The sequence below is a fragment of the Thalassospiraceae bacterium LMO-JJ14 genome, from assembly GCA_021555105.2.
Lineage (GTDB): Bacteria > Pseudomonadota > Alphaproteobacteria > Rhodospirillales > Casp-alpha2 > UBA4479.
In genome coordinates this window covers 3417287-3438099 of record CP134604.1, presented here as the reverse complement: position 1 = coordinate 3438099, position 20813 = coordinate 3417287, and the positions used below count along the sequence as shown (strand labels likewise).

The following is a 20813-nucleotide window of genomic DNA, read 5'->3' as shown; positions in this document are numbered from 1 at the left end:
GAACGGGATAAAAAAGCGCTTCCGGCAATTACAAACGCCCGCCACCGACGCGGATGTTGGCCCCGGCGATGTAGCCGGCCTTGTCGGACAGCAGGAACCAGATCGCCTCGGCGATCTCTTCCGGCTCGGCGACACGGCCCATGGGGATTTTCTCGGCCTGCGCCTTGAGCCTGTCCTCGCCCGGCATATCGGTGCGGGTCATCCCCGGCGCGACGACGTTGACGCGGATGCCCTCGGCGGCGACTTCCTGGCTGAGCCCGATGGAAAACGAATTCAGCGCCCCCTTGGACGTCGCATACAGCACGCCTATCCCCGGATTGCCCAGGTTCGCCGACCCGCTTGAGACATTGACGATGGCGCCGCCCTTGCCGCCATGTTTCGTCGACATGCGCTTGATGGCTTCGCGCGCGCAGATCATGCAGCCCGTCACGTTGACGGCGAGAAGCTGGGTGATTTCGCCGGGCGTCAGTTCCTCGACCCGTTTTCTGTTGCCGTTGATGCCGGCATTGTTGACGAGCCCGGTGACGGGGCCGAGTTCTTTGTCGACCTGTTCGAACATGGCCACGACCTCGGCCTCGTTCGCGGTATCCGCCTTGACGGCGATGGCTTTGCCGCCCGCTGCGGTGATCCCGGCGACAACGGTGTCGGCAGCTTGCTTGTCGTTCACGTAATTGACGCAGACGGCATCGCCGTGGCTGGCGACGAGTTTCGCGGTTGCAGCGCCGATGCCGCGCGATCCGCCGGTGACGATGGTAACACCGCTCATGATGTAAGGCCTTTCATGTTTGTTTGCGTTTTAAAGTCTGCCGCCGGTGACCCGGATATTGGCGCCGGCGATATGGCTGGCGGCATCGCTGAGCAGGAACCAGATCGCCTCGGCGATCTCAAGCGGTTCGGCGACGCGGCCTATGGGGATGTTTGCGGCCTGTTCGCGGATGCGTTCCGCACTCGGCATGTCGGTCCGGGTCATGCCCGGCGAGACGGCGTTGACGCGGATGCCTTCGCCCGCGACTTCCTGGCTGAGGCCGATGTTGAACGAGTTCAAGGCGCCTTTCGATGTCGCATAGAGCACGCCGAGACCGGGGTTGCCGGTCCCCGCCGCGCGGCTCGATACATTGACGATGGCGCCCCCGTTGCCGCCGTGTTTCGTCGACATGCGCTTGATCGCCTCGCGCGCACACAGGAAACACCCGGTAATGTTGATGTCCAGAAGCCGGCTGATCTCGTCGGCGCCCAGCTCTTCCACCCGGCAATAGCGGCCGTTGCTGCCGGCGTTGTTGACCAGCCCGGTGACGGGGCCGAGTTCCTTGTCGACCTGTTCGAACATGGCCACGACCTCGGCCTCGTTCGATGCGTCGGCCTTGACGGCGATGGCCTTGCCGCCTGCCGCGATGATTTCGGCGACAACGGCGTCGGCGGCTTGCTTGTCGCTCACGTAATTGACGCAGACCGCATCGCCGTGGCTGGCGGCGAGTTTCGCGGTCGCAGCGCCGATGCCGCGTGATCCGCCGGTGACGATGGTGACGCCTGCCATGTTCTTCCCCTCGGTTCTCGGTTAATTGTCAGTCCGCATAATCCGGTTCTTCGCGGTTCAGGATACGTTTGATGCTCTCAAGGTGCAGGCCGGCGCTGTCGCGATGACCGAGCGTCATCTGGTGCGCCGTCTTGGCGGCGATCTCCGGTGACACGGCCTTCAAGGGGCGTCCGGTGCTCATGGCGATGACCTGCGCTTTCGCGGCGCGTTCCAGATAATAAAGATCGTCCCAAGCCTTGGCGATGGAGGGCCCCGTGACCATCACGCCGTGGTTCTTGAGGAACGCGACTGCCTTGTCGCCCATGGCGTCGGCAATGCGGTCGCCCTCATCGGTGTTCAGCGCGAGGCCGTTGAAATTTTCGTCGACGATGGTGCGGCCATAGAATTTGAGCGCCGACTGCCCGGCCCAGACCAGCGGTTCGCCTTCCAGCATGGCCAGCGCCGTCGCGTTCGGCATGTGGGTGTGAAAGGCGGCGCGCGCCGTCGGGTGGCGCATGTGCAGCCGTGCGTGAATAAAGAACGCGGTATCTTCCGGCGTGCCGTTACCCTCGATCACGTTGCCGTCGAAATCGCATATCAACAGCTTCGACGCGGTGATTTCGCTGAAGGCATAGCCGTCGGGGTTGACCAGGAACAGGTCGTCGCGTCCCGGCACCATGTATGAAAAATGATTGCAGATACCTTCGTGCATGCCGAGCCTGGCCGCCATCCGGAAACACGCCGCGAGATCGATGCGCGCCTGACGGATCTCGTCGGTGTCGAGCGACGAGTTGGAAAAATGTCCCGGATCGTTGGCGTCAGGCGTCATCGCTGCTCCCCTTCTGCCCGACCATGGTTTCCGGGCGGACCAGATTGTCGAACGTGGCTTCATCCAGATAGTCGAGGGCGAGGGCGGCCTGTTTCAGGCTCAAACCCTCGGTGTGTGCCTTCTTGGCGATCTCGGCGGCCTTGTCGTAACCGATTTCCGGCGTCAGCGCCGTCACCAGCATCAGCGAGCGGTCGGTCAGTTCTTTGAGGCGCGCTTCGTCGGCTTCGATGCCGTCGACGCAACGCACGCGGAAGCTCTGGATGGCGTCGGCCAGCAGCCGGATCGAGCGCAGGCACGCGGCAACGATCACCGGCTTGAAGACGTTGAGTTCCAGATGGCCGTGCGAGGCGGCGACGGTGACGGTCGTCGCGTTGCCCATGACCTGACAGCAGACCTGCGTCAGCGCTTCGGCCTGCGTCGGGTTGACCTTGCCCGGCATGATCGACGAGCCGGGCTCGTTGGCGGGCAGGATCAACTCGCCCAGTCCCGAGCGCGGGCCGGAGCCCAACAGCCGGATGTCGTTGGCGATCTTCATCATACTGGCGGCGATGGTGTTGAGCTTGCCGGCCAGATTGACCAGCGCATCCTCGCTTGCCAATGCATAGAACTTGTTGGGGCAGGTGCGGAACGGCAGGCCGGTGATCGAGGCGACTTCTTCCGCGAACAGGGTGTCGAAGCCTTCGGGCGCGTTGAGACCGGTGCCGACGGCGGTGCCGCCCTGCGCCAGTTCGTAAATCTGGTTCAGCGACTTCTTCAGCCGCTCGATGTTTTCCGCCACCATGTGCGCATAGCCGGAAAATTCCTGGCCCAGCGTCATCGGCGTCGCGTCCTGCAGGTGCGTGCGGCCGATCTTGACCAGATCGGCAAATGCTTCTGTCTTGGCTTCGAGGCTTTTCTGCAGCCCGTCCATGGCCGGCATCAGCCGCTCCGTGGTTTCCAGCGCCAGCGCGATGTGCATGGCGGTCGGGAAGCTGTCGTTCGACGATTGCGACATGTTGACGTGATCGTTCGGATGCACCGGCGTCTTCGAGCCCATTTCGCCGCCTATGATCTCGATGGCGCGGTTGGCGATGACCTCGTTCAAATTCATGTTGGTCTGGGTGCCGGACCCGGTCTGCCAGATCACCAGCGGAAAATGGTCGTCGAGCTTGCGGTCGGATATCTCGGATGCCGCCTGTGAAATGGCCGCGCCGATTTTTTCGTCGAGCACCTTGAGCGCGACGTTGGCCCGCGCCGCCGCTTCCTTCTGGATCGCGAAGGCGTGGATCAGTTCGACCGGCATGCGCTCGCGTTCGTCGCCGATCGGGAAATTGCGCTTCGAGCGTTCGGTCTGCGCGCCCCAGTATTTATCCGCCGGAACGTCGATCTCGCCGATGCTGTCGGTCTCTATGCGTTTGTCGGTCACTTGCGTATATCTCCCAACGTCATCCTTCGAGACGCCCCGGACAGGGTCCGGGCCTCCTCAGGATGAGGAGGTTACTAGAGAATCCTCATTCTGAGGAGGCCGAAGGCCGTCTCGAAGAATAAGGATTTCTGCCTTACGCCGGCACCGGGCGTTTGAACTCGGCGAAGAAGTCGTTGCCCTTGTCGTCGACGACGATGAAGGCCGGGAAGTTTTCGATCTCGATCTTCCAGATCGCTTCCATGCCCAGTTCCTCGTATTCCAGCAGTTCGACCTTGGTGATGCAGTCCTGTGCCAGACGCGCCGCCGGGCCGCCGATGGAGCCGAGATAGAACCCGCCGTGGTTCTTGCAGGCGTCGGTCACGGCCTGTGAGCGGTTGCCCTTGGCGAGCATGATCATGGAACCGCCCGCCGCCTGGAATTGTTCGACGTAAGAGTCCATGCGCCCCGCCGTGGTCGGCCCGAATGAGCCCGAGGCATAGCCTTCGGGCGTCTTCGCCGGACCGGCGTAATAGACCGGGTGATCCTTGAAGTACTGCGGCAGGCCTTCGCCGGCATCGAGCCGTTCCTTGAGCTTGGCGTGCGCGATATCGCGCGCCACGATCAGCGTGCCGGTCAGCGATACACGGGTCTTGACCGGGTGCTTCGACAGCTCGGCCAGAACGTCGGCCATCGGCCGGCGCAGGTCGATATCGACGACGTCACCGCCCAGCGCGGCGTCGGTGATGTCGGGCAGGTACTTGGCCGGATTGTGTTCGAGCTGTTCGAGGAACACGCCGTCCTTGGTGATCTTGCCCTTGACCTGACGGTCGGCGGAACACGATACGCCGATGCCAACCGGGCAGCTTGCGCCGTGGCGGGGCAGGCGGATGACGCGCACATCGTGGCAGAAGTACTTGCCGCCGAACTGCGCGCCGATGCCCATGTCCTGGGTCATCTTGAGGACGCGTTCCTCCCATTCCAGATCGCGGTACGCCTCGCCATGGTTGCCGCCATGGGTCGGCAGCGCGTCGTAATAGTGCGTCGACGCCATCTTGACGGTCTTCAGGCAGGTTTCAGCGGAGGTGCCGCCGATGACGATGGCAAGGTGATAAGGCGGGCAGGCCGCGGTGCCCAGCGTGCGGATTTTCTCGTCGAGGAAGTCCATCAGCCGGGCTTCGTTCAGCAGCGCCTTGGTTTCCTGATACAGGAATGTCTTGTTGGCCGACCCGCCGCCCTTGGCGACGAACTGGAACTTGTAAGCGTCGCCTTCGTCGGCATACAGATCGATCTGCGCGGGCAGGTTATCGCCGGTGTTCACTTCGGCGAACATGTCGACGGGCGAGACCTGGGAATAGCGCAGGTTGGTTTCCAGGTACGTCTTGCGCACGCCTTCGGAAATCGCCGCTTCGTCGCCGCCGCCGGTCCAGATGTTCTGGCCCTTCTTGCCCATAACGATGGCGGTGCCGGTGTCCTGGCACATGGGCAGGATACCGCCCGCCGCGATGTTGGCGTTTTTCAAAAGATCGAACGCGACGAAGCGGTCGTTATCCGATGCTTCGGGATCGTCGAGAATGTTTCTGAGCTGCTGCAGGTGTCCCGGGCGCAACAGGTGCGAGACATCCTTGAAAGCCTCGAACGTGAGCAGCTTGATCGCTTCCGGATCGACCCTGACGATTTCCTGATCGCCGAATTTTTCGACGCTCACGTAGTCGTCGGTGAGTTTACGGTAAGGGGTTTCGTCCGGTCCCAGCGGGAACATGGTGTGGTGCACGTAATCGCTCATGACTTGCTCGCTCTTGTATTTGAATACGCCGCAATGGGCGCCGGATCGGGTTATTTTTTGCGGAAGCTGTCCAGCGCGATGACTTCGCCGGTTTTCTTGTCGTCATCGTCCGCGGTGGAATCTTCCATGCCGGTATCGTTCAGCCGTGCCGCCGGGTCGATGCCCAGTTCTTCCGGTGTCAGTTCGTCTGCGTCTTCGTCCTCGTCGTCGAGATCGACCGACTTCAGTTGCAGACCGAAGCTGACGGACGGATCGGCGAACGAGGTGATGGCGTCGAACGGGATCGACAGATGCTCGGGCCGGCCGCCGAAGCGGAGCTTGATCGTGAAGCCGTCGTCGCTGACGCTCAGACCCTCGAACTGGTGCTGCAGGACGATGGTCATTTCTTCCGGGTATTCGGCGGTGAGCCAGTCGGCGATGTTGACGTCCGGATGATCGGTCCTGAACGTGATATAGAAATGATGGTCGCCGGGAAGGCCCATCTCTTCGATGGTGGTGAGCGAACGGCGGATCACGCCGCGAAGGGCGTCTTCGATCCACAGATCGTATCTCAGGATATCGCTGTCTTCGTCTATCATAGGGGTAATGTAGACGTAACGCCCCGATGGTTAAAGACAGAATGGGACAGGCCGGATACTTATACTACCGGCGAGCCGTACCCCCAGCTATACGGAATCGGGCCGGACAGCGCGATTTCGTCGCCGTCCTGCATGACGTAGTCCAGATTGATCTCGCCGCACATCCGTTTGCTGACGTCGCGGCCGTTGGCCCAGACGATGAACAGCGCGCTTTTTTCGATGCCGAGCGTGCGCACCAGGTCTGCCAGCGTGTCACCCGCCTGCATGGCGAGATCGCGCAGGCGCGGCCCACCGTCGGCGGCGCGGACCGAGTTGAACATCTTGGCGCGGACGATGATCGGGATGTCCCGGGAATTGTGGCCGATGTGGCCGTGATCTTCTGTATGAACGTCCATCGGGACCTCCGTGATTGAACCTGATCGAAATTAGCACCGCAATGGCGGCGGGGCCTTGACCTCGGTCAAACGGAGAGGGGATTTGACAAATAAAGTGGGGGGCTTCTGTTGCCAGGTGCCCCCCGAACCCCGTAGTCGTTATGGCGTGTTAGGCCGCGACTGCAAGTGCTTGATTGTCGTTGGCACTTGTGAAAATGGCCCGGTAACGGCGGAACCATGCCGAGTGAAAACTTAACCTTTACTACGCGCGTCGATCCTGTTTCACCCCCATCAACTTGCCCCGTATCGGGACAGGAAAACTTGGTGGAGGTGCCGGGTACCGCCCCCGGGTCCGCAACGCTTATTCCGAAAAGCGTTTATCACCATAGCTGGACAAGCCAGCACGGCTAATATGCGCTTAACGGCGCATTTTCGCAAGGGGACAGGGGGATAGGCGCAGGGAAGTGTGCTTAGGAATATGAACGCCGTCCGGAACGCGATTCAGGACCCATGGGCGGCCGCGCTGAATGAGCCGTATGGATCCTAAATCAAGTTTGGGGTGACGTGGGTCAGGGGGCATCGTACCGATTGCGCGCCGCCCGCTGGCGGCTAGAATGCCGGAAAGGGGAGAGAGCGGCTGTCCATCATCCAGAAAATCACCGACAACATCATCGCCGGGATCGCCGCCAAGGCCAGGGCTGAAAAGCGCGGGCTTTTGCTGGTCTCATCGGGTGGGCTCGGTGACACGATCCTGTTCTCGCTGATGGCCGAACGCTTCATGGCACTGGTCCCCGATGACGAGGACGTGACGCTGGTGGTCCGCGCCGAAAGCCGGTTTGCGAGCTTCCTGTTTCCCGACCGGGTCAGGATGATGCCCATCGATTACCGCCGCTTCATCAAAAACGCGGCGTACCGGATCGGCGTCAGCCGCCAGATCCGCGATTTCGGCGTCCGTAGCGCGATCAGCACCGATCACCTGCGCCTGCCGACGGTCGACGACGTGATGATCATGGCGTCGGGCGCCACCGAGCGCGCTGCACTGTCGCCCAGAAGCTGGCCCAAGCACGACACGGCGCTGCAAAAGCACAGGAACTGGTACACGCGCTGGGTCGATCCCGATCCGCAAATGGCACACCGGTTGATCCGCTGGTGGGAACTGGCGAACGCGCTCAGCGGCGAAAAAGCACCTGTACCGAAGGTCCGCTTCGATACGGCGCGCCTGCCCGATGCCGTCACCGGCCCGCGCCCGCACATCGTGTTGCATCCGTTTTCCGCCATCGCCGAACGCGAGGCCGCGCCCGAAGTATTCATGGCCATTGCCGAGGCGTTCCGGGGCACCCACGACATCGTCCTGTCGGCGGGGCCGAACGACCTGGAGCGCGCGCCACGGCATGCGGCGCTGGCGGCGATGACGGGGGTCCGTGTCGATGTCAGCGACCTGCGCACCAAGGCGGCGCTTCTGCGCGGCGCGGCGCTGGCGGTCAGCGTCGATACCTCGATCATGCATCTGGCGGTGGGGGTGGGGACGCCGACGCTGTGTCTGGCGTCGGCCGCGCACATCGTCGACAGCGTGCCGTATGATTCGCGGATGACACCCGAAAATGTCCGCTTCGAGGTGCCGGACATCGACTGTGCCGGATGCCTTGGGCAGTGTATTCATCCGCTGGAAAACGGGCGATATCATTGCCTTACGCAGATCACGCCGGCGCGCGCGCTGGATGCGGCACGCGAGGTGTTGGCACGGCGCGCGGGGGGCGCGTAAAATCCGCCCATGCAACAGTATCTCGATCTTCTCAGGCACATTCGCGACACCGGCACCTTCCGCGGCGACCGCACCGGCACCGGCACGCAGGCCGTATTCGGCTATCAGATGCGATTCGACCTGGCCGACGGCTTTCCCATTCTGACGACTAAGAAACTGCACCTGAAGTCGATCATTCACGAGCTGCTGTGGTTTCTGAACGGCGACACCAACATCAAGTACCTGAACGAGCACGGCGTTTCGATCTGGGACGAATGGGCCGACGAGAACGGCGAGCTTGGCCCGGTGTACGGCCGCCAGTGGCGCTCGTGGGCGACGCCGGACGGGCGCAGCATCGATCAGATCGACTGGGTGATCCGCGAAATCCGCGAGCGGCCGAATTCGCGGCGCATGGTCGTCAGCGCCTGGAATCCGGCCGACATCGACGACATGGCGCTGCCGCCGTGCCACTGCATGTTCCAGTTCCAGGTTATGGACGGGCGCTTGAACTGCCAGCTTTACCAGCGTTCGTGCGATGTCTTTCTGGGGGTGCCGTTCAACATCGCCAGCTATGCGCTGTTGCTGATGATGATGGCGCAGGTGACGGGGCTGAAGCCGGGCGTGTTCGTACACACGCTGGGCGATGCGCATCTGTATGCCAATCACCTGGATCAGGCGGATCTGCAGCTTTCGCGTGAACCGCTTGCGTTGCCGACCATGCGCCTGAACCCGGACGTCACCGACATTGCCGGGTTCAAGTACGAAGATTTCACCCTCGAAGGGTACGAATCCCACCCGCACATCAAAGCCCCGATCGCGGTCTGATGGAAATCGTTCTTGTCGTCGCCGTGTCTGAGAACCGGGTCATTGGCCGCGACGGCGACCTGCCGTGGAAAATCTCCGCCGATCTCAAGCATTTCAAGCGCGTCACCATGGGCCATCCGGTGGTCATGGGGCGGCGAACGTGGGAAAGCCTGCCGTTTCCGCTGCCGGGGCGCCGCAACATTGTCATCACGCGCAATCCGGATGTTACGTTCGAAGGGGCGGACAAGGTCGGCACCATTGATGGTGCGCTTGATCTGTGCCGCGACGACGGCGCCGAAAAAGCCATGATCATCGGCGGCGGGCAGATTTACGCGGAAATCTTCGACGATGCCGACGTGATCGAGCTGACCGAAGTCCATGCGGTGATCGACGGCGATACCCTGTTTCCGGAAATCGATCCGGAAGAATGGGAAGAAACCCGTCGCGAACGCCATCCCGCGGAAACGCCGGGCGGCCCGGCCTTCAGTTTCGTGCGCCTCGAGCGACGCCCCTAGCGCGTTCCGGCACGACTCCGCCGATTGATCCAAGTCATCCAATTGTCCCTATTTTCGGCTATAATCCCGCATCACCTGAAAACAAAGGAGTGGAGGATTATTCATGCCGAAAGTTTCAATGTCTCAGGATTTGAACGTTTCCGCCGATCAGCTCTGGCAGATGATCGGTCATTTCAACGCGCTGCCCGACTGGCATCCGGGGGTCGAGAGCTCGGAATTGAAGGAAGAAGGTCAGACCCGCAAGCTGAGCCTCGCCGGCGGCGGGACGATCATTGAGAAGCTGGAGCACAAGGACGACAACTCGCGCACCTATACTTATTCCATTGTCGACAGTCCGCTGCCGGTGAAAAACTATACGGCGACACTGAAAGTCACGGGCGAGGGCGACAATTCGAGCGTCGAATGGTCGAGCGAGTTTGAAGCCGCCGGATCGGCTGAGAACGATGCGCTGAAGGCAATCGCCGACGTTTATCAGGCCGGGTTCGACAATCTGAAGAAGATGTTCGGCGGTTAGGCGGCGTTGGCGTCCGTCAGGGGCTCACGTTCCCACGGTGGCACGCCGGTGAACGCGTTGGCGAGGAAATCGACGAACGCACGGACGTTCGGCGACAGGTTGCGCCTGTTCGGATAGATCGCGAGGATATCGGCCGCATCCTCGGCATAGTCGGGCAGGACCCGGACCAGACGGCCGTCGCTCAATTCATCGTGCACAAGGTAGGTCGAGAGCTTGGCAATACCGAGCCCGTCCAGCGCCGCATGCAGCAGCGCATCCGAACTGTTGGTTTCGAAGTTGCCGGTGATGCGCCGTGCGACCCGGGAGTGCCCGTCGTTCATCTGCCAGTTGTTAAACTTTTCGACCGTGGACAGGCGCAGGCAGTTGTGATCGGCAAGGTCTTCTGGCGTCTTCGGTTCGCCGTGTGCCTTGATATAACTCGGCGCGGCGCAGAAAATGCGGGTATTGGAGGCCAGCTTCCGCGCCACCATCGACGTGTCCGATATCTGTTCGGTAAAGCGGATCGCGACGTCGATCTGCTCGCCGATCAGATCGATATCGCGGTCGGTCAGTTCCAGCGACAGCTTGAGGTCCGGGTTTTTTGCCAGAAACTGCGGCAAAATCGGCAGCAATTGCACCTTGGCGAAGGCCGACGTGGCGGAGATCCGCAGCGTTCCCTGCGGATGATCGAGCCGGGAGGCCACCAAAGCCTCCGCATCTTCGACGCTTTTGGCGATATCGGCGCACCGGCCGTGAAACTCGCGCCCGACTTCGGTCAGGGAAATGCGCCGGGTCGAGCGGTTCAACAGGCGTGCGCCAAGCCGGTCCTCGAGGTTGCCGATTTGACGGCTGATCGCCGAGGGCGTCAGGCCCAATTCACGCGCCGCCGCCGAAAAACCACCGGTTTCAACGACTTTTGCAAACAATATCATTTGGTTAGATATATCCATGACTCTTTCAATTACATGTGCGCATGGCGCAAAAGGGTTATGTCAAAGCAGGGGATTCCGCAGAAAGCCTACGTCAATTATATTGCAATGCAACAACGATGTTGCAACGCAATATAGATATAAACGCAAGCACTGGAGCTTATGACCATGAAACCCATTATTGGCGAGATATCTTACAAGGACATGACGACGGAAGATATTACGCGCTTCCAGCACGAGGCGGAGGTTATGCGGGCCGAAGCCATCCGCGGCATGTTCGTGCATGCCACTCGCAGCGTTACCCATGCGATGGTGCGCGCCGCACATGGCTTTCGCGCCGTCATCAGCAACCCGGGAATTCACCCTACCGCCGGCACGCGCTGACGAACTGCCCGGCTGCGACAGGGATATCGGCTGCGACAGGGACGTTTTCAAAGAAACGTCCACGCAAGAGACCAAGGTTTATTCCGCCCCGCACCGCCGCTTGCTGTTCATCAATGCCACCGAAGCCCGCACCAGGCGCGTGCGGACGGCGACCGCCAACTGTCTGCGCCGGCACAGCAAATCCCTCGGTGAAAAATCCACCGTCGATCCGGCAAAACGGGGTTTGTGACGGAAGCAGTGCTTCGACCGCTTCACAGCTATATTCAGACAGACGGAATCACGCCAATCCAGGAAGGAACATGCCCGACGGCTGGGTTTCCCAGCGGCGTTCCCGGTTAGACGTGCTGCTGGCCTTGTTAGCCGAGATCCGGATCAACTGCCAAGCAACCAGTTGGTACAACGAGTGATCCGTTATGCCTGGCAATTCAGCACGACGGTTGACCCAATTTTTTTTTGAGCGCGCTTTCTTGTGAGCTAAAGTCAGCACAATCATAGGTATGGTGATTTGTGCAGGTAGAAATAGAGCAGCTGAAAATAAAAATTTAACTGATTGATATTAATAGTATTTCATGGCGGGCCGGCGGGATCTGGAGAAATCCATTTACCTATAGTAGTGCAGGATCGCGCCTCGTTTGGATTTGGGTGTGGTCATGGCGATGTCAGGAAGTTTGAATGCACAATGACGACTTTCGCAAAGTCGGAGATGCTGCTGACCGGTTGGACGTTGTTATAGAGACGGCTGTCGATGGCGTTATTCTTATTGACGACATGGGCACGATACAGGTTTTCAATCCTGCGTGCGAAAAGCTTTTCGGTCATACCGCCGAAGACGTTATCGGTAAAAACGTCAAGGTCCTCATGCCGCAGCCCTATTTTGAGGAGCACGACGGCTATCTTGCCAACTACCGCACGACCGGCGAGAAGAAAATCATCGGCATCGGCCGAGAAGTGGCCGGCATGCGGAAAGACGGCACAACCTTTCCGATGGAACTATCCGTTGGTGAAGCGAATCAGGATGAGGGGCGAATATTCGTCGGCATCATTCGCGACATCACCGAACGCAAGGCTGCAGAAGCGGCGTTGCGCGAAAGCGAAGCGCGTATTCGCGCCGTTATCGATACGGCCGTGGACGGCGTAATCATCATTGACGGCGATGCCAGCATCCGAATATTCAACCCGGCCTGCGAACGTTTGTTCGGGTATTGCGCAGAAGACGTTATTGGCCGAAACGTCAAGATGCTCATGCCGGCTCCCTATCGGGAAGAGCACGACGAATACGTTTCGAATTATCGTACCACCGGGATCAAAAAGATCATCGGCATTGGCCGCGAAGTGACGGGACAGCGCAGCGACGGATCGACATTCCCCATGGAACTGTCCGTCGGCGAAGCGCGCGAGCTCGGACAGCCCGTGTTCGTCGGCATCATTCGCGATATCACGGAACGAAAAGCCGCGGAACATGAAATTGAACGAAACGTTCGTGAACTGGCGGCGTTTTCCTATTCTGTCGCCCATGACCTCAAGGCGCCGCTTCGTGCGATCGAGGGGTTTTCCAGCGCGCTGGCAGAAGACTACGGCAAACAACTGGATGGTGCCGCGCAGGAGTATCTGGGCCACATAGCCAACGGTGTTACACACCTGGGGAATATGATCGATGATTTGCTCGAATACAGTCGCGTTGGGCGCGACGAACTCCCGTTTCATTCGGTTCCATTGAAACGCGTTATCGACAATGTCATCAATGCCCACCGCCAAACGATCGAAGAAAAGGATGCTCAGGTAACCGTCGAAGGCGATTGGGGCAAGATCGAGGGGCATGAAACCACCTTGGAAGGCATTTTCCAGAACCTGATCGGCAATGCACTTAAGTTTTCCCATCCTGGAACCGAGCCGGTGGTTGAGGTGCGTGCGGTTGATCACATTCACGAGATAGAGATTTCTGTTAGTGATAACGGCATTGGCGTTCCCGACGATTGCCGGGACAAGATTTTCCAGATTTTCCACCGGCTTCACGGCCGAACTCAATACGCAGGAACGGGAATAGGACTGGCGATCGTCAAAAAAGGGATAAATCTTCACCGGGGCCGCATCACCTTATCGGCAGCACCGGAGGGCGGAACGATCTTTACTGTCGCTTTGCCGAAAAGAAAGCACGAGTGAGCCACTAACATATGGACTGGGTAACCAGGGGGCAGCGGTATCATGGCATCATGCAGAGTACTAATCGTTGAAGATGAAATCGCGGATTCGACATTGCTGCAGCGTGCGTTTTCTAAATCGGCATCCGATGTCGATGTTGACGTTGTCGAAGACGGCTATGACGCCATTTCGTTCCTGATCCCGGACAACGACGATATCGTTCCACCGAAGCCGGATTTTATCGTTCTTGACCTGAAACTGCGTCGGATGGACGGGCATGAGGTCTTACACCGGCTGAAAACCAGTAATCTGACGCAGAAAATCCCCATAGTGGTATTCAGCTCATCGTCCGATCCGGTCGACATCCAACGTGCATATGACCTCGGTGCCAACAGCTACATCGTCAAACCGGTACGCTCCAGCGAACTTACGTACGTCGCAAAATCTCTTCATGACTATTGGTGCAAGGTCAATTGCATGAAAGGCGTGTACAATGATCGCTGACAGCTTCGCCCCTGAGATTCAGAATTTTCGCCTCTTGCTTGTCGAGGATAACGAATTCGATCGCGCAACGATTGAAACCGAGTTCTCACGGCGCACATCCGATGTCACGGTGATGTCGATAGAAAGCGTCAAAAAAGCACTTGAAACATTCAATGCCGATCAGTTCGACGCAGTGGTGACCGATATTGCTCTGCCGGACGGCTCGGGACTTGATGTCATCGTCTTCATACGAAGCAAAGCGACAGACATTCCTATCCTGGCCTTAACGGGATTCGGCTCCGAAGAAATGGCGGTGGACGCCATCAAGCGTGGCGCGAACGACTATCTCGTAAAAAGCAGGGACACATATCAGCGATTGCCGAAGCTCATCGCCGACATGTTACGCGAGAAGCTGCCAGATACTGTACGCACACAGACAACCGCGGAGATCGATACGCTTCAGGCACGTTTCAGAGACTTTGCCGAGGCCGCGTCCGACTGGTTCTGGGAAACCGACAGGGATCATCGGATCCGGTTTGTGAGCGATAGCATCAAGGAAGTTCATGGCATCCAACCGCACGAAATTATCGGCACCGAACTTAACGGGTTTTTGATTTCCGGACAGCCAGACCATCGCGCAGAACTTGAAAGGAGCCTCTCCGAAGCTTCGGGCTTCAAGGATTTGATCTTCGATATTCGTACGCCTCTTGGTGACGTGCACGCGATCCGCCTGAACGGCAAGCCGTATTTCTCGGACACCGATGAGTTCCGGGGGTTTCGCGGCATCGGCACCGATATCACCGCGGACATTCAAAGCGCGATCGAATTGAATGCCGCCAAAATCGAGGCTGAAGAAGCAAACAAGGCGAAAACACGGTTCCTTGCCGTGATGAGCCATGAAATCCGCACCCCGCTCAATGGCATTCTCGGTTTCACCCAGGCGCTGCAAACCGGTATCGGCGGCCCCATTAACGAGAAGCAGGCGGACTATCTGAACGATATAGCCATTTCCGGAGAACACCTCCTGAGTGTGCTGAACGACATTCTTGATATTTCCAAGATAGAAGCAAACCAGTACGAGCTCACTTTTGCTGACGTTGATGTCGCGGATGAAATTTCATCTATTATTCATATCGCGAGGCCGAACGCAGAAATCAAAAAGGTCTTCTTGCAACTTGGCGCAGTCGATGTTGATACGTGCATCAAGGCGGACCAGCGGGCCTTGCGGCAGATATTGCTGAACCTTGTTTCGAACGCGATTAAATTCACACAGGAAAATGACAAGATCACCATCAGTGCGATCAGGAATGGCGACGATTTGGTAATATCTGTCGCCGATACCGGCATCGGGATTGACGCTAACGATATCGATAAAATTGCCAAACCATTCCACCAGATTGAGAACGTGCTCTCGAGGCGCCATGAAGGCACGGGGCTGGGCCTGTCCATCGTCAAGGGACTGACCGAGGCGCACGGGGGGACGATGAGCGTTGAAAGTGCCATCGGTGAAGGTACGATAATCCGCATCTTGCTACCGCTGCACCATGGATCCTTTAAGGGATCGGTTCACTGATGCACGGCAAGTCACACTGCGATTGCGTGCCAATGCAACGGAGACGCCAGCCCTGAACATAGCCGTTCAAATAAATAAAGGCTGTTCCCGATGATTGCAGCGGTTGGCGTTTAATGCATTGCCTTGGTCCTGAGAAGTGCGTTAACGGATATCGGTTACAGCCCCTTGGTTTTTATCAAAGTGTTTTCAGGGCGGTGTGTTAGATTTGTATGAGTGTGGGGTGTGTGTCTGCCCGACGCTGGCGCGGGCCTTTGGGGAGCCGGAACTGAAGCATGGAAATCGTCAAGCCCACCGCACCCGCCGAAGCGATAAACGTCGAAATCGAGGTCGAGGGACTGTCCAAGGCGTTCGGCGATCACCGGGTGCTGACCGGCGTCGACCTTAGCATATGCCGGGGCGAGATCGTCGCCATCGTCGGCGGCTCGGGGTGCGGCAAGACGGTGTTGCTGAACCACATCCTCGGGCAATTGACGCCGGACGAAGGCCGGGTCCGGGTCGCGGACTACAACCGGGCCGGAACACCGCTCGTTGATCTGGCGAAAATCGACGAACGGGAAATGGATGCCATCCACACCCATTGGGGGGTCGTGTTTCAAAGAAACGCCCTGTTTTCGGGAACCGTCTATGCCAACTTCGCGCTGTGGCTGACCGAGATCAAGAACCTGGAAGAAGCGGAAATCGAACCGATTGCGCTGGACTCCCTGAAGGCGGTTTCGTTGCCGTGCGACGAGGAATTCATGGACAGCCCCGTCGAAAGCCTGTCCGGCGGCATGGCGAAGCGCCTGGCCATTGCCCGCGCGCTGTCCATGGACCCGAATGTGATCCTCTATGACGAACCGACGACCGGACTGGACCCGACCAGCGCGGCGCAGGTACAGGACCTGATTTATGAAACCCACGTCGGGACCGCGCCCGGCCATCCCAAACGGACGACGCTGATCATCACCCATGACAAGGATCTTCTGATCCGCCTCGAGCCGCGTGTCGTCATGCTGCATGAAGGGCGCGTCCACTTCGACGGACCGTATGCCGCTTTCGAGGCCGCGACCTCGCCCGTTATCCGCCCTTATTTCGATCTCATGCCGGCCCTGCACAAGGGCATGCGCGTCGCCGGATGAGCCGAACTGGCAATCAGAAATGGAAGCAGTCGACGGCGACCCACCATTCGCGCTCGTGCGGTTTCAGCGAACCGAGATAGACGGTGCCGTCGTCGAGCGCGGCGCGTGACGGTTCCGCGCCGGGCACCATGTCGACCTGAATGGTGGCGACGCAGATGGCGTTGTTGCGGGTCACGGCAAACACATGGCGGCCATGCTTGGAGCGCCCGGCGAAGCGCTTGGTCTGTTCGGTTTCCTGCCAGCCGGCTTCGGTCAGCGCGCCTTTGACATAGCGCTGCATGTCTTTCAGCGTGCGCACGCGCTCGTTCTCGATATGTACACCGGTGCCCACCGCGACGAGGCGGCACAGCGTGCCTTCGATCTTTTCGGCATTTTCCGGGAACGGCATTTCAAGCTGGCGGAAGCCCGGCGCAATCGGCACGTAGAGCTCCAGCGTTGCGCGCACATCGCGGCATTCGGCGCCGGGCAGCGCGACGACGGTCTCGGCACGGGCCTGGGAAACGCCTGCCAGCAACATGACCAGCAACAGGCAAAGCCCCGTAAGAAGACCAAGCATCCCGGCCCGGATCGCAACTTTCTGGGGGGCGGGCGTGGTCAGCATGAACGCGGTTCCTATTGAATAACGATCTTCGGCGCGCGGCTTTCGCCACCGATGGCGGTTTCGATCTTATCCCAAACCGTCGCCGCGATGGCACGGTAATTGGCCGCGCTCTGGCTTTCCGGGTCGGCCACCGTGATCGGCGTGCCGGCATCCGACATTTCGCGGATGGCGATTTCGATCGGCACCTCGCCCAGGAAATCGACGCCCAGGCGCTCGGCTTCGCGCTTTGCACCGCCGTGGCCGAAAATGTCGTAGCGCTTGCCGTTATCGGGGCACAGGAAATAGCTCATGTTTTCGACGATGCCGAACACCGGCACGTCGACCTTGCGGAACATGTTGAGGCCCTTGCGCGCATCGAGCAGCGCGATGTCCTGCGGCGTGGAGACGATGACGGCCCCGGTCAGCGGCACGCGCTGCGCCATGGTCAGCTGCGCGTCGCCGGTGCCCGGCGGCATGTCGACCACCAGAACGTCCAGCTCGCCCCAGTTGACGTCGCGCATCATCTGCTCAAGCGCCGACTGCACCATCGGGCCGCGCCAGATCATCGGCGTTTCCTCGTCGACCATGAAGCCGATCGACATCACCTTGATGCCGTAATTTTCCATCGGATCCAGCGTCTTGCCGTCGACCGAGTTGGGCCGTCCGGAAATCCCCATCATGCGCGGCATCGAGGGCCCGTAGATATCGGCGTCCAGCAATCCGACCGAGTGGCCGCCGGCGGCAAGGCCCAGTGCGATGTTGACGGCGGTCGTCGATTTGCCGACGCCGCCCTTGCCCGATGCGACCGCGATGATCGATTTGACGCCCGGCAGCAGTTCGCCCTGACCGGCGGGGGGGACCGGCTGGCCCGGTTTGGTGTGATCATGGCCGGCATGCGCATCGGCGGCCGGTTTGGCGTCTGATCCCTGGGGGCGTTCGGCGGTCAACACGACGGTCGCGGAGACGACGCCGCTGAGCGCAAAGACCGTATCTTCGGCCTGTTTTCTGAGCGGTTCCAGCTCGGCGCCCTTTTCCGCGGGGACTTCGATGGCGAAGGCGACGTTGCCGTCCTTGGTCTGCAAACCCTGTACCATACCGGCGCTGACAAGGTCTTTGCCGCTGATCGGGTCGGTGACTTTCTTCAGGGCATCGAGGATGATGTCATTTGTAATCTCGGGCATGGTTGCAAACTCCAGAATGTAAACCGATATCAGGGGTGGTATTGTCCGACTGTATTTGGCAGTTTGGCGGCGCTGGCCTATAACGCGAACCGCCCGTTCGCCCCAGTAGTTAACGTGAATGGGCAAAATTACAAGACACCAGCGCCTGCACAAGCATATGCATGCAGATCGGCTGGCTGGAAAGCAAGGGTAGGATTTAAATGGCTTGGAATAAACAAGGCGGCCCATGGGGTGGCGGTGGTGGCGGTCAAGGCCCATGGGGCAGCGGCGGCCCCGGCAGACCCGGTGGTGGCGGCGGTATGCAGCCCCCCGACCTCGAGGAAACGCTGCGGCGTGCCCAGGAAAAAGTCAGAAGCATGTTGCCGGGCGGCTCGGGCGGCGCCAAGGGGATCGTCCTGATCGTCGTGGCCGTGATCGGCATCTGGTTCGCCAGCGGATTCTACCGCGTGCAGCCGGAACAGCAGGGTGTCGAACTGTTGTTCGGCGAATTCGTCAAGCAGACCCAGCCTGGTCTGAACTACTGGCTGCCGTCGCCGATCGGTGAGGTTTTCACGCCGAACGTGACGCGTGTCAACACGACGCAGATCGGCTACCGGGGCGAGGGCGGCTCTAGCCGCGCCAACCGCGATGTGCCGAGCGAAAGCCTGATGCTGACCGGTGACCAGAACGTCGTCGATATCGATTTCGACGTGCAGTGGCAGATCAAGAGTGCCGCCGACTTCCTGTTCAACATCCGCGACCCCGAAGGCACCATCAAGATCGCCGCCGAAAGCGCGCTGCGCGAAATCGTCGGTCAGGCGTCGCTGGAAACCGTGCTGACCACTGGCCGTCAGAAAGTGGAAACCGACACCCAGGCGTTGCTGCAGAAAATTCTCGACGATTACGGCGCCGGGATCCTGATCACGCAGACCAAACTGCAGCAGTCCGATCCGCCGCAGGAAGTGATCGACGCCTTCAACGATGTGCAGCGGGCCAAGCAGGACCAGGAACGATCCGTCAACGAGGCCACGGCCTACAAGAACGACATCGTGCCGCGCGCAAAAGGTGAAGCCGAAAAACGCCTCGCCGCCGCACGCGCCTACAAGGAACAGGTGATCAAGGAAGCCGAGGGTGAAGCGGCACGCTTCCTGTCGGTCTACGAAACCTACAAGACGTCGAAGGACGTGACGACACGACGTCTGTATCTGGAACGTATGCAACAGGTGTTGCGCAGCGCCAACAAGATCATCATCGACAAGGGTGTCGAGGGCGGTCAGGGCGTTGTGCCGTATCTTCCCCTGAATGAACTGCAGAAGAAGAGTGGAGGAACCCAGTGATGAAAAAACCTGGTTTGGCAATTCTGGGCATTCTCGCCATTATCGCGGCTATCGCCGCCTATAGCGCCGCCTTCACCGTTCACCAGACGCAGCAGGCGCTGATCTTGCAGTTCGGTAATCCGGTCAGGGTCGAGAGCGAACCCGGTCTGAAGTTCAAGATGCCGTTCATTCAGAACGTCACCTACTTCGACCGCCGTATTCTCGATCTCGACCCGCAGCCGCAGGAAGTGCTGCTGGCCGATCAGAAGCGCATCAACGTCGACAGCTTTGCACGCTATAAAATCGTCGATCCGCTGGAATTCCTGAAAGCCGCCCAGACGGACCGCAACTTCCGTCAGGTGTTCGGCTCGCAGCTCAATTCCGCGGTGCGTGCCGAGGTCGCCAAGGTATCGCTGGCGGAAATTCTGTCGCCGAAACGTGCCGAGGTGATGGATCAGATCTTCCAGATCCTGAAAACGCAGGCACCGAACTTCGGTGTCGAGCTGGTCGATCTTCGGATCGGCCGCACCGATTTGCCGGATGCCACGCTGCAATCCGTGTATAACCGGATGCGTTCCGACCGTATCGCCCAGGCCGCTGAAATCCGCGCCCAGGGTGAGGAGCAGAAGCTGACCATTCAGGCCGAGGCCGACCGTCAGCGGACGGTTATTTTCGCCGAAGCCAACCGCACCTCGCAGATCCTGCGCGGTGAAGGCGAAGGGACGAAGAACAAGATTCTGGGCGACGCGTTCGGTCAGGATGCCGAGTTCTTCAACTTCTACCGCTCCATGGAAGCCTATGAAGGCGCGTTCGATGAAGGCACGACGATGGTGTTGTCGCCGGATGGCGAATTCTTCCGGTATTTCAACGAGGCCACACCGACGCCGAAAACCTATAACTAAACCTCTGAAAACGATCTAGGATCGGCATGACAGAGTTCCTAACCGCCCTCGGTCTCGCTATCGTGATCGAGGGCGTTTGCTATGCGCTGTTCCCCGACGCCATGAAAAAGATGATGCTGCAGGTGATCGGCCAGCCGCCCTCGACGCTGCGCGCGTTCGGTATCGGCGCGGCGATCGCCGGCGTCGTCATCATCTGGCTGATCCGGGGCTAGGGG

24 protein-coding genes and 1 other RNA gene are annotated in these 20813 nt (G+C 59.7%); 13 read left to right on the top strand and 12 right to left on the bottom strand.

What is annotated here, in order from left to right:
* Positions 1–28: 28 nt before the first annotated feature.
* The 9 genes from L2D14_16285 to L2D14_16245 all read right to left on the bottom strand — a co-directional run bounded on the left by L2D14_16285 (position 29) and on the right by L2D14_16245 (position 7241).
* On the bottom strand, positions 29–766 hold the full coding sequence (locus L2D14_16285; GenBank protein ID WNJ99415.1) for an SDR family oxidoreductase: 738 nt from the start codon (positions 764–766) through the stop codon (positions 29–31).
* A 30-nt stretch (positions 767–796) separates the two neighbouring features.
* Entirely contained in the window at positions 797–1534 is a 738-nt protein-coding gene (locus tag L2D14_16280; GenBank protein ID WNJ99414.1) for an SDR family oxidoreductase, read from the bottom strand.
* Positions 1535–1562: 28 nt separating this feature from the next.
* A complete protein-coding gene (locus L2D14_16275; GenBank protein ID WNJ99413.1) occupies positions 1563–2342 on the bottom strand; it encodes an aldolase in 780 nt (259 codons plus the stop codon).
* On the bottom strand, positions 2332–3747 hold the full coding sequence (gene fumC, locus L2D14_16270; GenBank protein ID WNJ99412.1) for a class II fumarate hydratase: 1416 nt from the start codon (positions 3745–3747) through the stop codon (positions 2332–2334). Before fumC ends, L2D14_16275 begins: the two co-directional genes overlap by 11 nt.
* 133 nt (positions 3748–3880) lie before the next feature.
* Entirely contained in the window at positions 3881–5509 is a 1629-nt protein-coding gene (locus L2D14_16265) for a fumarate hydratase (protein ID WNJ99411.1), read from the bottom strand.
* Positions 5510–5559: 50 nt separating this feature from the next.
* Positions 5560–6087, bottom strand: a complete 528-nt coding sequence (locus tag L2D14_16260) for a ClpXP protease specificity-enhancing factor SspB (GenBank protein ID WNJ99410.1) — start codon at positions 6085–6087, stop codon at positions 5560–5562.
* Between the two features lie 59 nt (positions 6088–6146).
* The gene (locus tag L2D14_16255; GenBank protein ID WNJ99409.1) at positions 6147–6482 is read right to left on the bottom strand and encodes a hypothetical protein; all 336 of its coding nucleotides are present in this window, start codon (positions 6480–6482) and stop codon (positions 6147–6149) included.
* Between the two features lie 93 nt (positions 6483–6575).
* Positions 6576–6903, bottom strand: a transfer-messenger RNA (tmRNA) gene (ssrA, locus tag L2D14_16250).
* A gap of 167 nt (positions 6904–7070) precedes the next feature.
* The gene (locus L2D14_16245; GenBank protein ID WNJ99408.1) at positions 7071–7241 is read right to left on the bottom strand and encodes a hypothetical protein; all 171 of its coding nucleotides are present in this window, start codon (positions 7239–7241) and stop codon (positions 7071–7073) included.
* On the opposite strand from L2D14_16245, the gene L2D14_16240 reads away from it, so the two are divergent.
* The 4 genes from L2D14_16240 (at position 7225) to L2D14_16225 (ending at position 10035) form a co-directional block, all read left to right on the top strand.
* Positions 7225–8223 carry a glycosyltransferase family 9 protein gene (locus L2D14_16240; protein ID WNJ99407.1) on the top strand — a complete coding sequence of 333 codons (999 nt, stop codon included), beginning with the start codon at positions 7225–7227 and terminating at the stop codon, positions 8221–8223. The genes L2D14_16245 and L2D14_16240 overlap by 17 nt on opposite strands.
* A 9-nt stretch (positions 8224–8232) precedes the next feature.
* Positions 8233–9027: a thymidylate synthase gene (locus L2D14_16235; GenBank protein WNJ99406.1), complete on the top strand. Its 795-nt coding sequence runs from the start codon at positions 8233–8235 to the stop codon at positions 9025–9027.
* A complete protein-coding gene (locus tag L2D14_16230; protein ID WNJ99405.1) occupies positions 9027–9521 on the top strand; it encodes a dihydrofolate reductase in 495 nt (164 codons plus the stop codon). The genes L2D14_16235 and L2D14_16230 overlap by 1 nt, the downstream gene beginning before the upstream one ends.
* A 103-nt stretch (positions 9522–9624) precedes the next feature.
* A complete protein-coding gene (locus tag L2D14_16225) occupies positions 9625–10035 on the top strand; it encodes an SRPBCC family protein (protein ID WNJ99404.1) in 411 nt (136 codons plus the stop codon).
* On the opposite strand, the gene L2D14_16220 is transcribed toward L2D14_16225, so the two are convergent.
* Positions 10032–10946, bottom strand: coding sequence for a LysR family transcriptional regulator (locus tag L2D14_16220; protein ID WNJ99403.1), 915 nt, complete (start codon positions 10944–10946; stop codon positions 10032–10034). The two genes, L2D14_16225 and L2D14_16220, sit on opposite strands and share 4 nt — an antisense overlap.
* Before the next feature lie 165 nt (positions 10947–11111).
* On the opposite strand from L2D14_16220, the gene L2D14_16215 reads away from it, so the two are divergent.
* The 6 genes from L2D14_16215 to L2D14_16190 all read left to right on the top strand — a co-directional run bounded on the left by L2D14_16215 (position 11112) and on the right by L2D14_16190 (position 16640).
* Entirely contained in the window at positions 11112–11327 is a 216-nt protein-coding gene (locus L2D14_16215; protein ID WNJ99402.1) for a hypothetical protein, read from the top strand.
* Positions 11269–11556, top strand: coding sequence for a hypothetical protein (locus L2D14_16210; GenBank protein WNJ99401.1), 288 nt, complete (start codon positions 11269–11271; stop codon positions 11554–11556). The genes L2D14_16215 and L2D14_16210 overlap by 59 nt, the downstream gene beginning before the upstream one ends.
* Before the next feature lie 443 nt (positions 11557–11999).
* The gene (locus tag L2D14_16205; GenBank protein ID WNJ99400.1) at positions 12000–13487 is read left to right on the top strand and encodes a PAS domain S-box protein; all 1488 of its coding nucleotides are present in this window, start codon (positions 12000–12002) and stop codon (positions 13485–13487) included.
* A 42-nt stretch (positions 13488–13529) separates the two neighbouring features.
* On the top strand, positions 13530–13970 hold the full coding sequence (locus L2D14_16200; protein ID WNJ99399.1) for a response regulator: 441 nt from the start codon (positions 13530–13532) through the stop codon (positions 13968–13970).
* The gene (locus L2D14_16195) at positions 13960–15522 is read left to right on the top strand and encodes an ATP-binding protein (GenBank protein WNJ99398.1); all 1563 of its coding nucleotides are present in this window, start codon (positions 13960–13962) and stop codon (positions 15520–15522) included. Before L2D14_16200 ends, L2D14_16195 begins: the two co-directional genes overlap by 11 nt.
* 272 nt (positions 15523–15794) lie before the next feature.
* Entirely contained in the window at positions 15795–16640 is an 846-nt protein-coding gene (locus tag L2D14_16190; protein ID WNJ99397.1) for an ATP-binding cassette domain-containing protein, read from the top strand.
* A 13-nt stretch (positions 16641–16653) separates the two neighbouring features.
* On the opposite strand, the gene L2D14_16185 is transcribed toward L2D14_16190, so the two are convergent.
* Positions 16654–17241 (bottom strand): hypothetical protein, encoded by a 588-nt coding sequence (locus L2D14_16185; protein WNJ99396.1) that lies wholly within the window; start codon positions 17239–17241, stop codon positions 16654–16656.
* Between the two features lie 11 nt (positions 17242–17252).
* Positions 17253–18401 (bottom strand): Mrp/NBP35 family ATP-binding protein, encoded by a 1149-nt coding sequence (locus L2D14_16180; GenBank protein ID WNJ99395.1) that lies wholly within the window; start codon positions 18399–18401, stop codon positions 17253–17255.
* A 200-nt stretch (positions 18402–18601) separates the two neighbouring features.
* Between L2D14_16180 and hflK the strand changes: the two genes are divergently transcribed.
* The 3 genes from hflK to L2D14_16165 are packed head-to-tail and all read left to right on the top strand — an operon-like array spanning position 18602 to position 20810.
* Positions 18602–19717: an FtsH protease activity modulator HflK gene (gene hflK, locus L2D14_16175; GenBank protein WNJ99394.1), complete on the top strand. Its 1116-nt coding sequence runs from the start codon at positions 18602–18604 to the stop codon at positions 19715–19717.
* Complete coding sequence (locus L2D14_16170; GenBank protein ID WNJ99393.1) at positions 19717–20598, top strand: protease modulator HflC; 882 nt, start codon at positions 19717–19719, stop codon at positions 20596–20598. The genes hflK and L2D14_16170 overlap by 1 nt, the downstream gene beginning before the upstream one ends.
* Positions 20599–20624: 26 nt before the next feature.
* The gene (locus L2D14_16165; GenBank protein WNJ99392.1) at positions 20625–20810 is read left to right on the top strand and encodes a DUF2065 domain-containing protein; all 186 of its coding nucleotides are present in this window, start codon (positions 20625–20627) and stop codon (positions 20808–20810) included.
* The last annotated feature ends 3 nt before the right edge of the window (positions 20811–20813 follow it).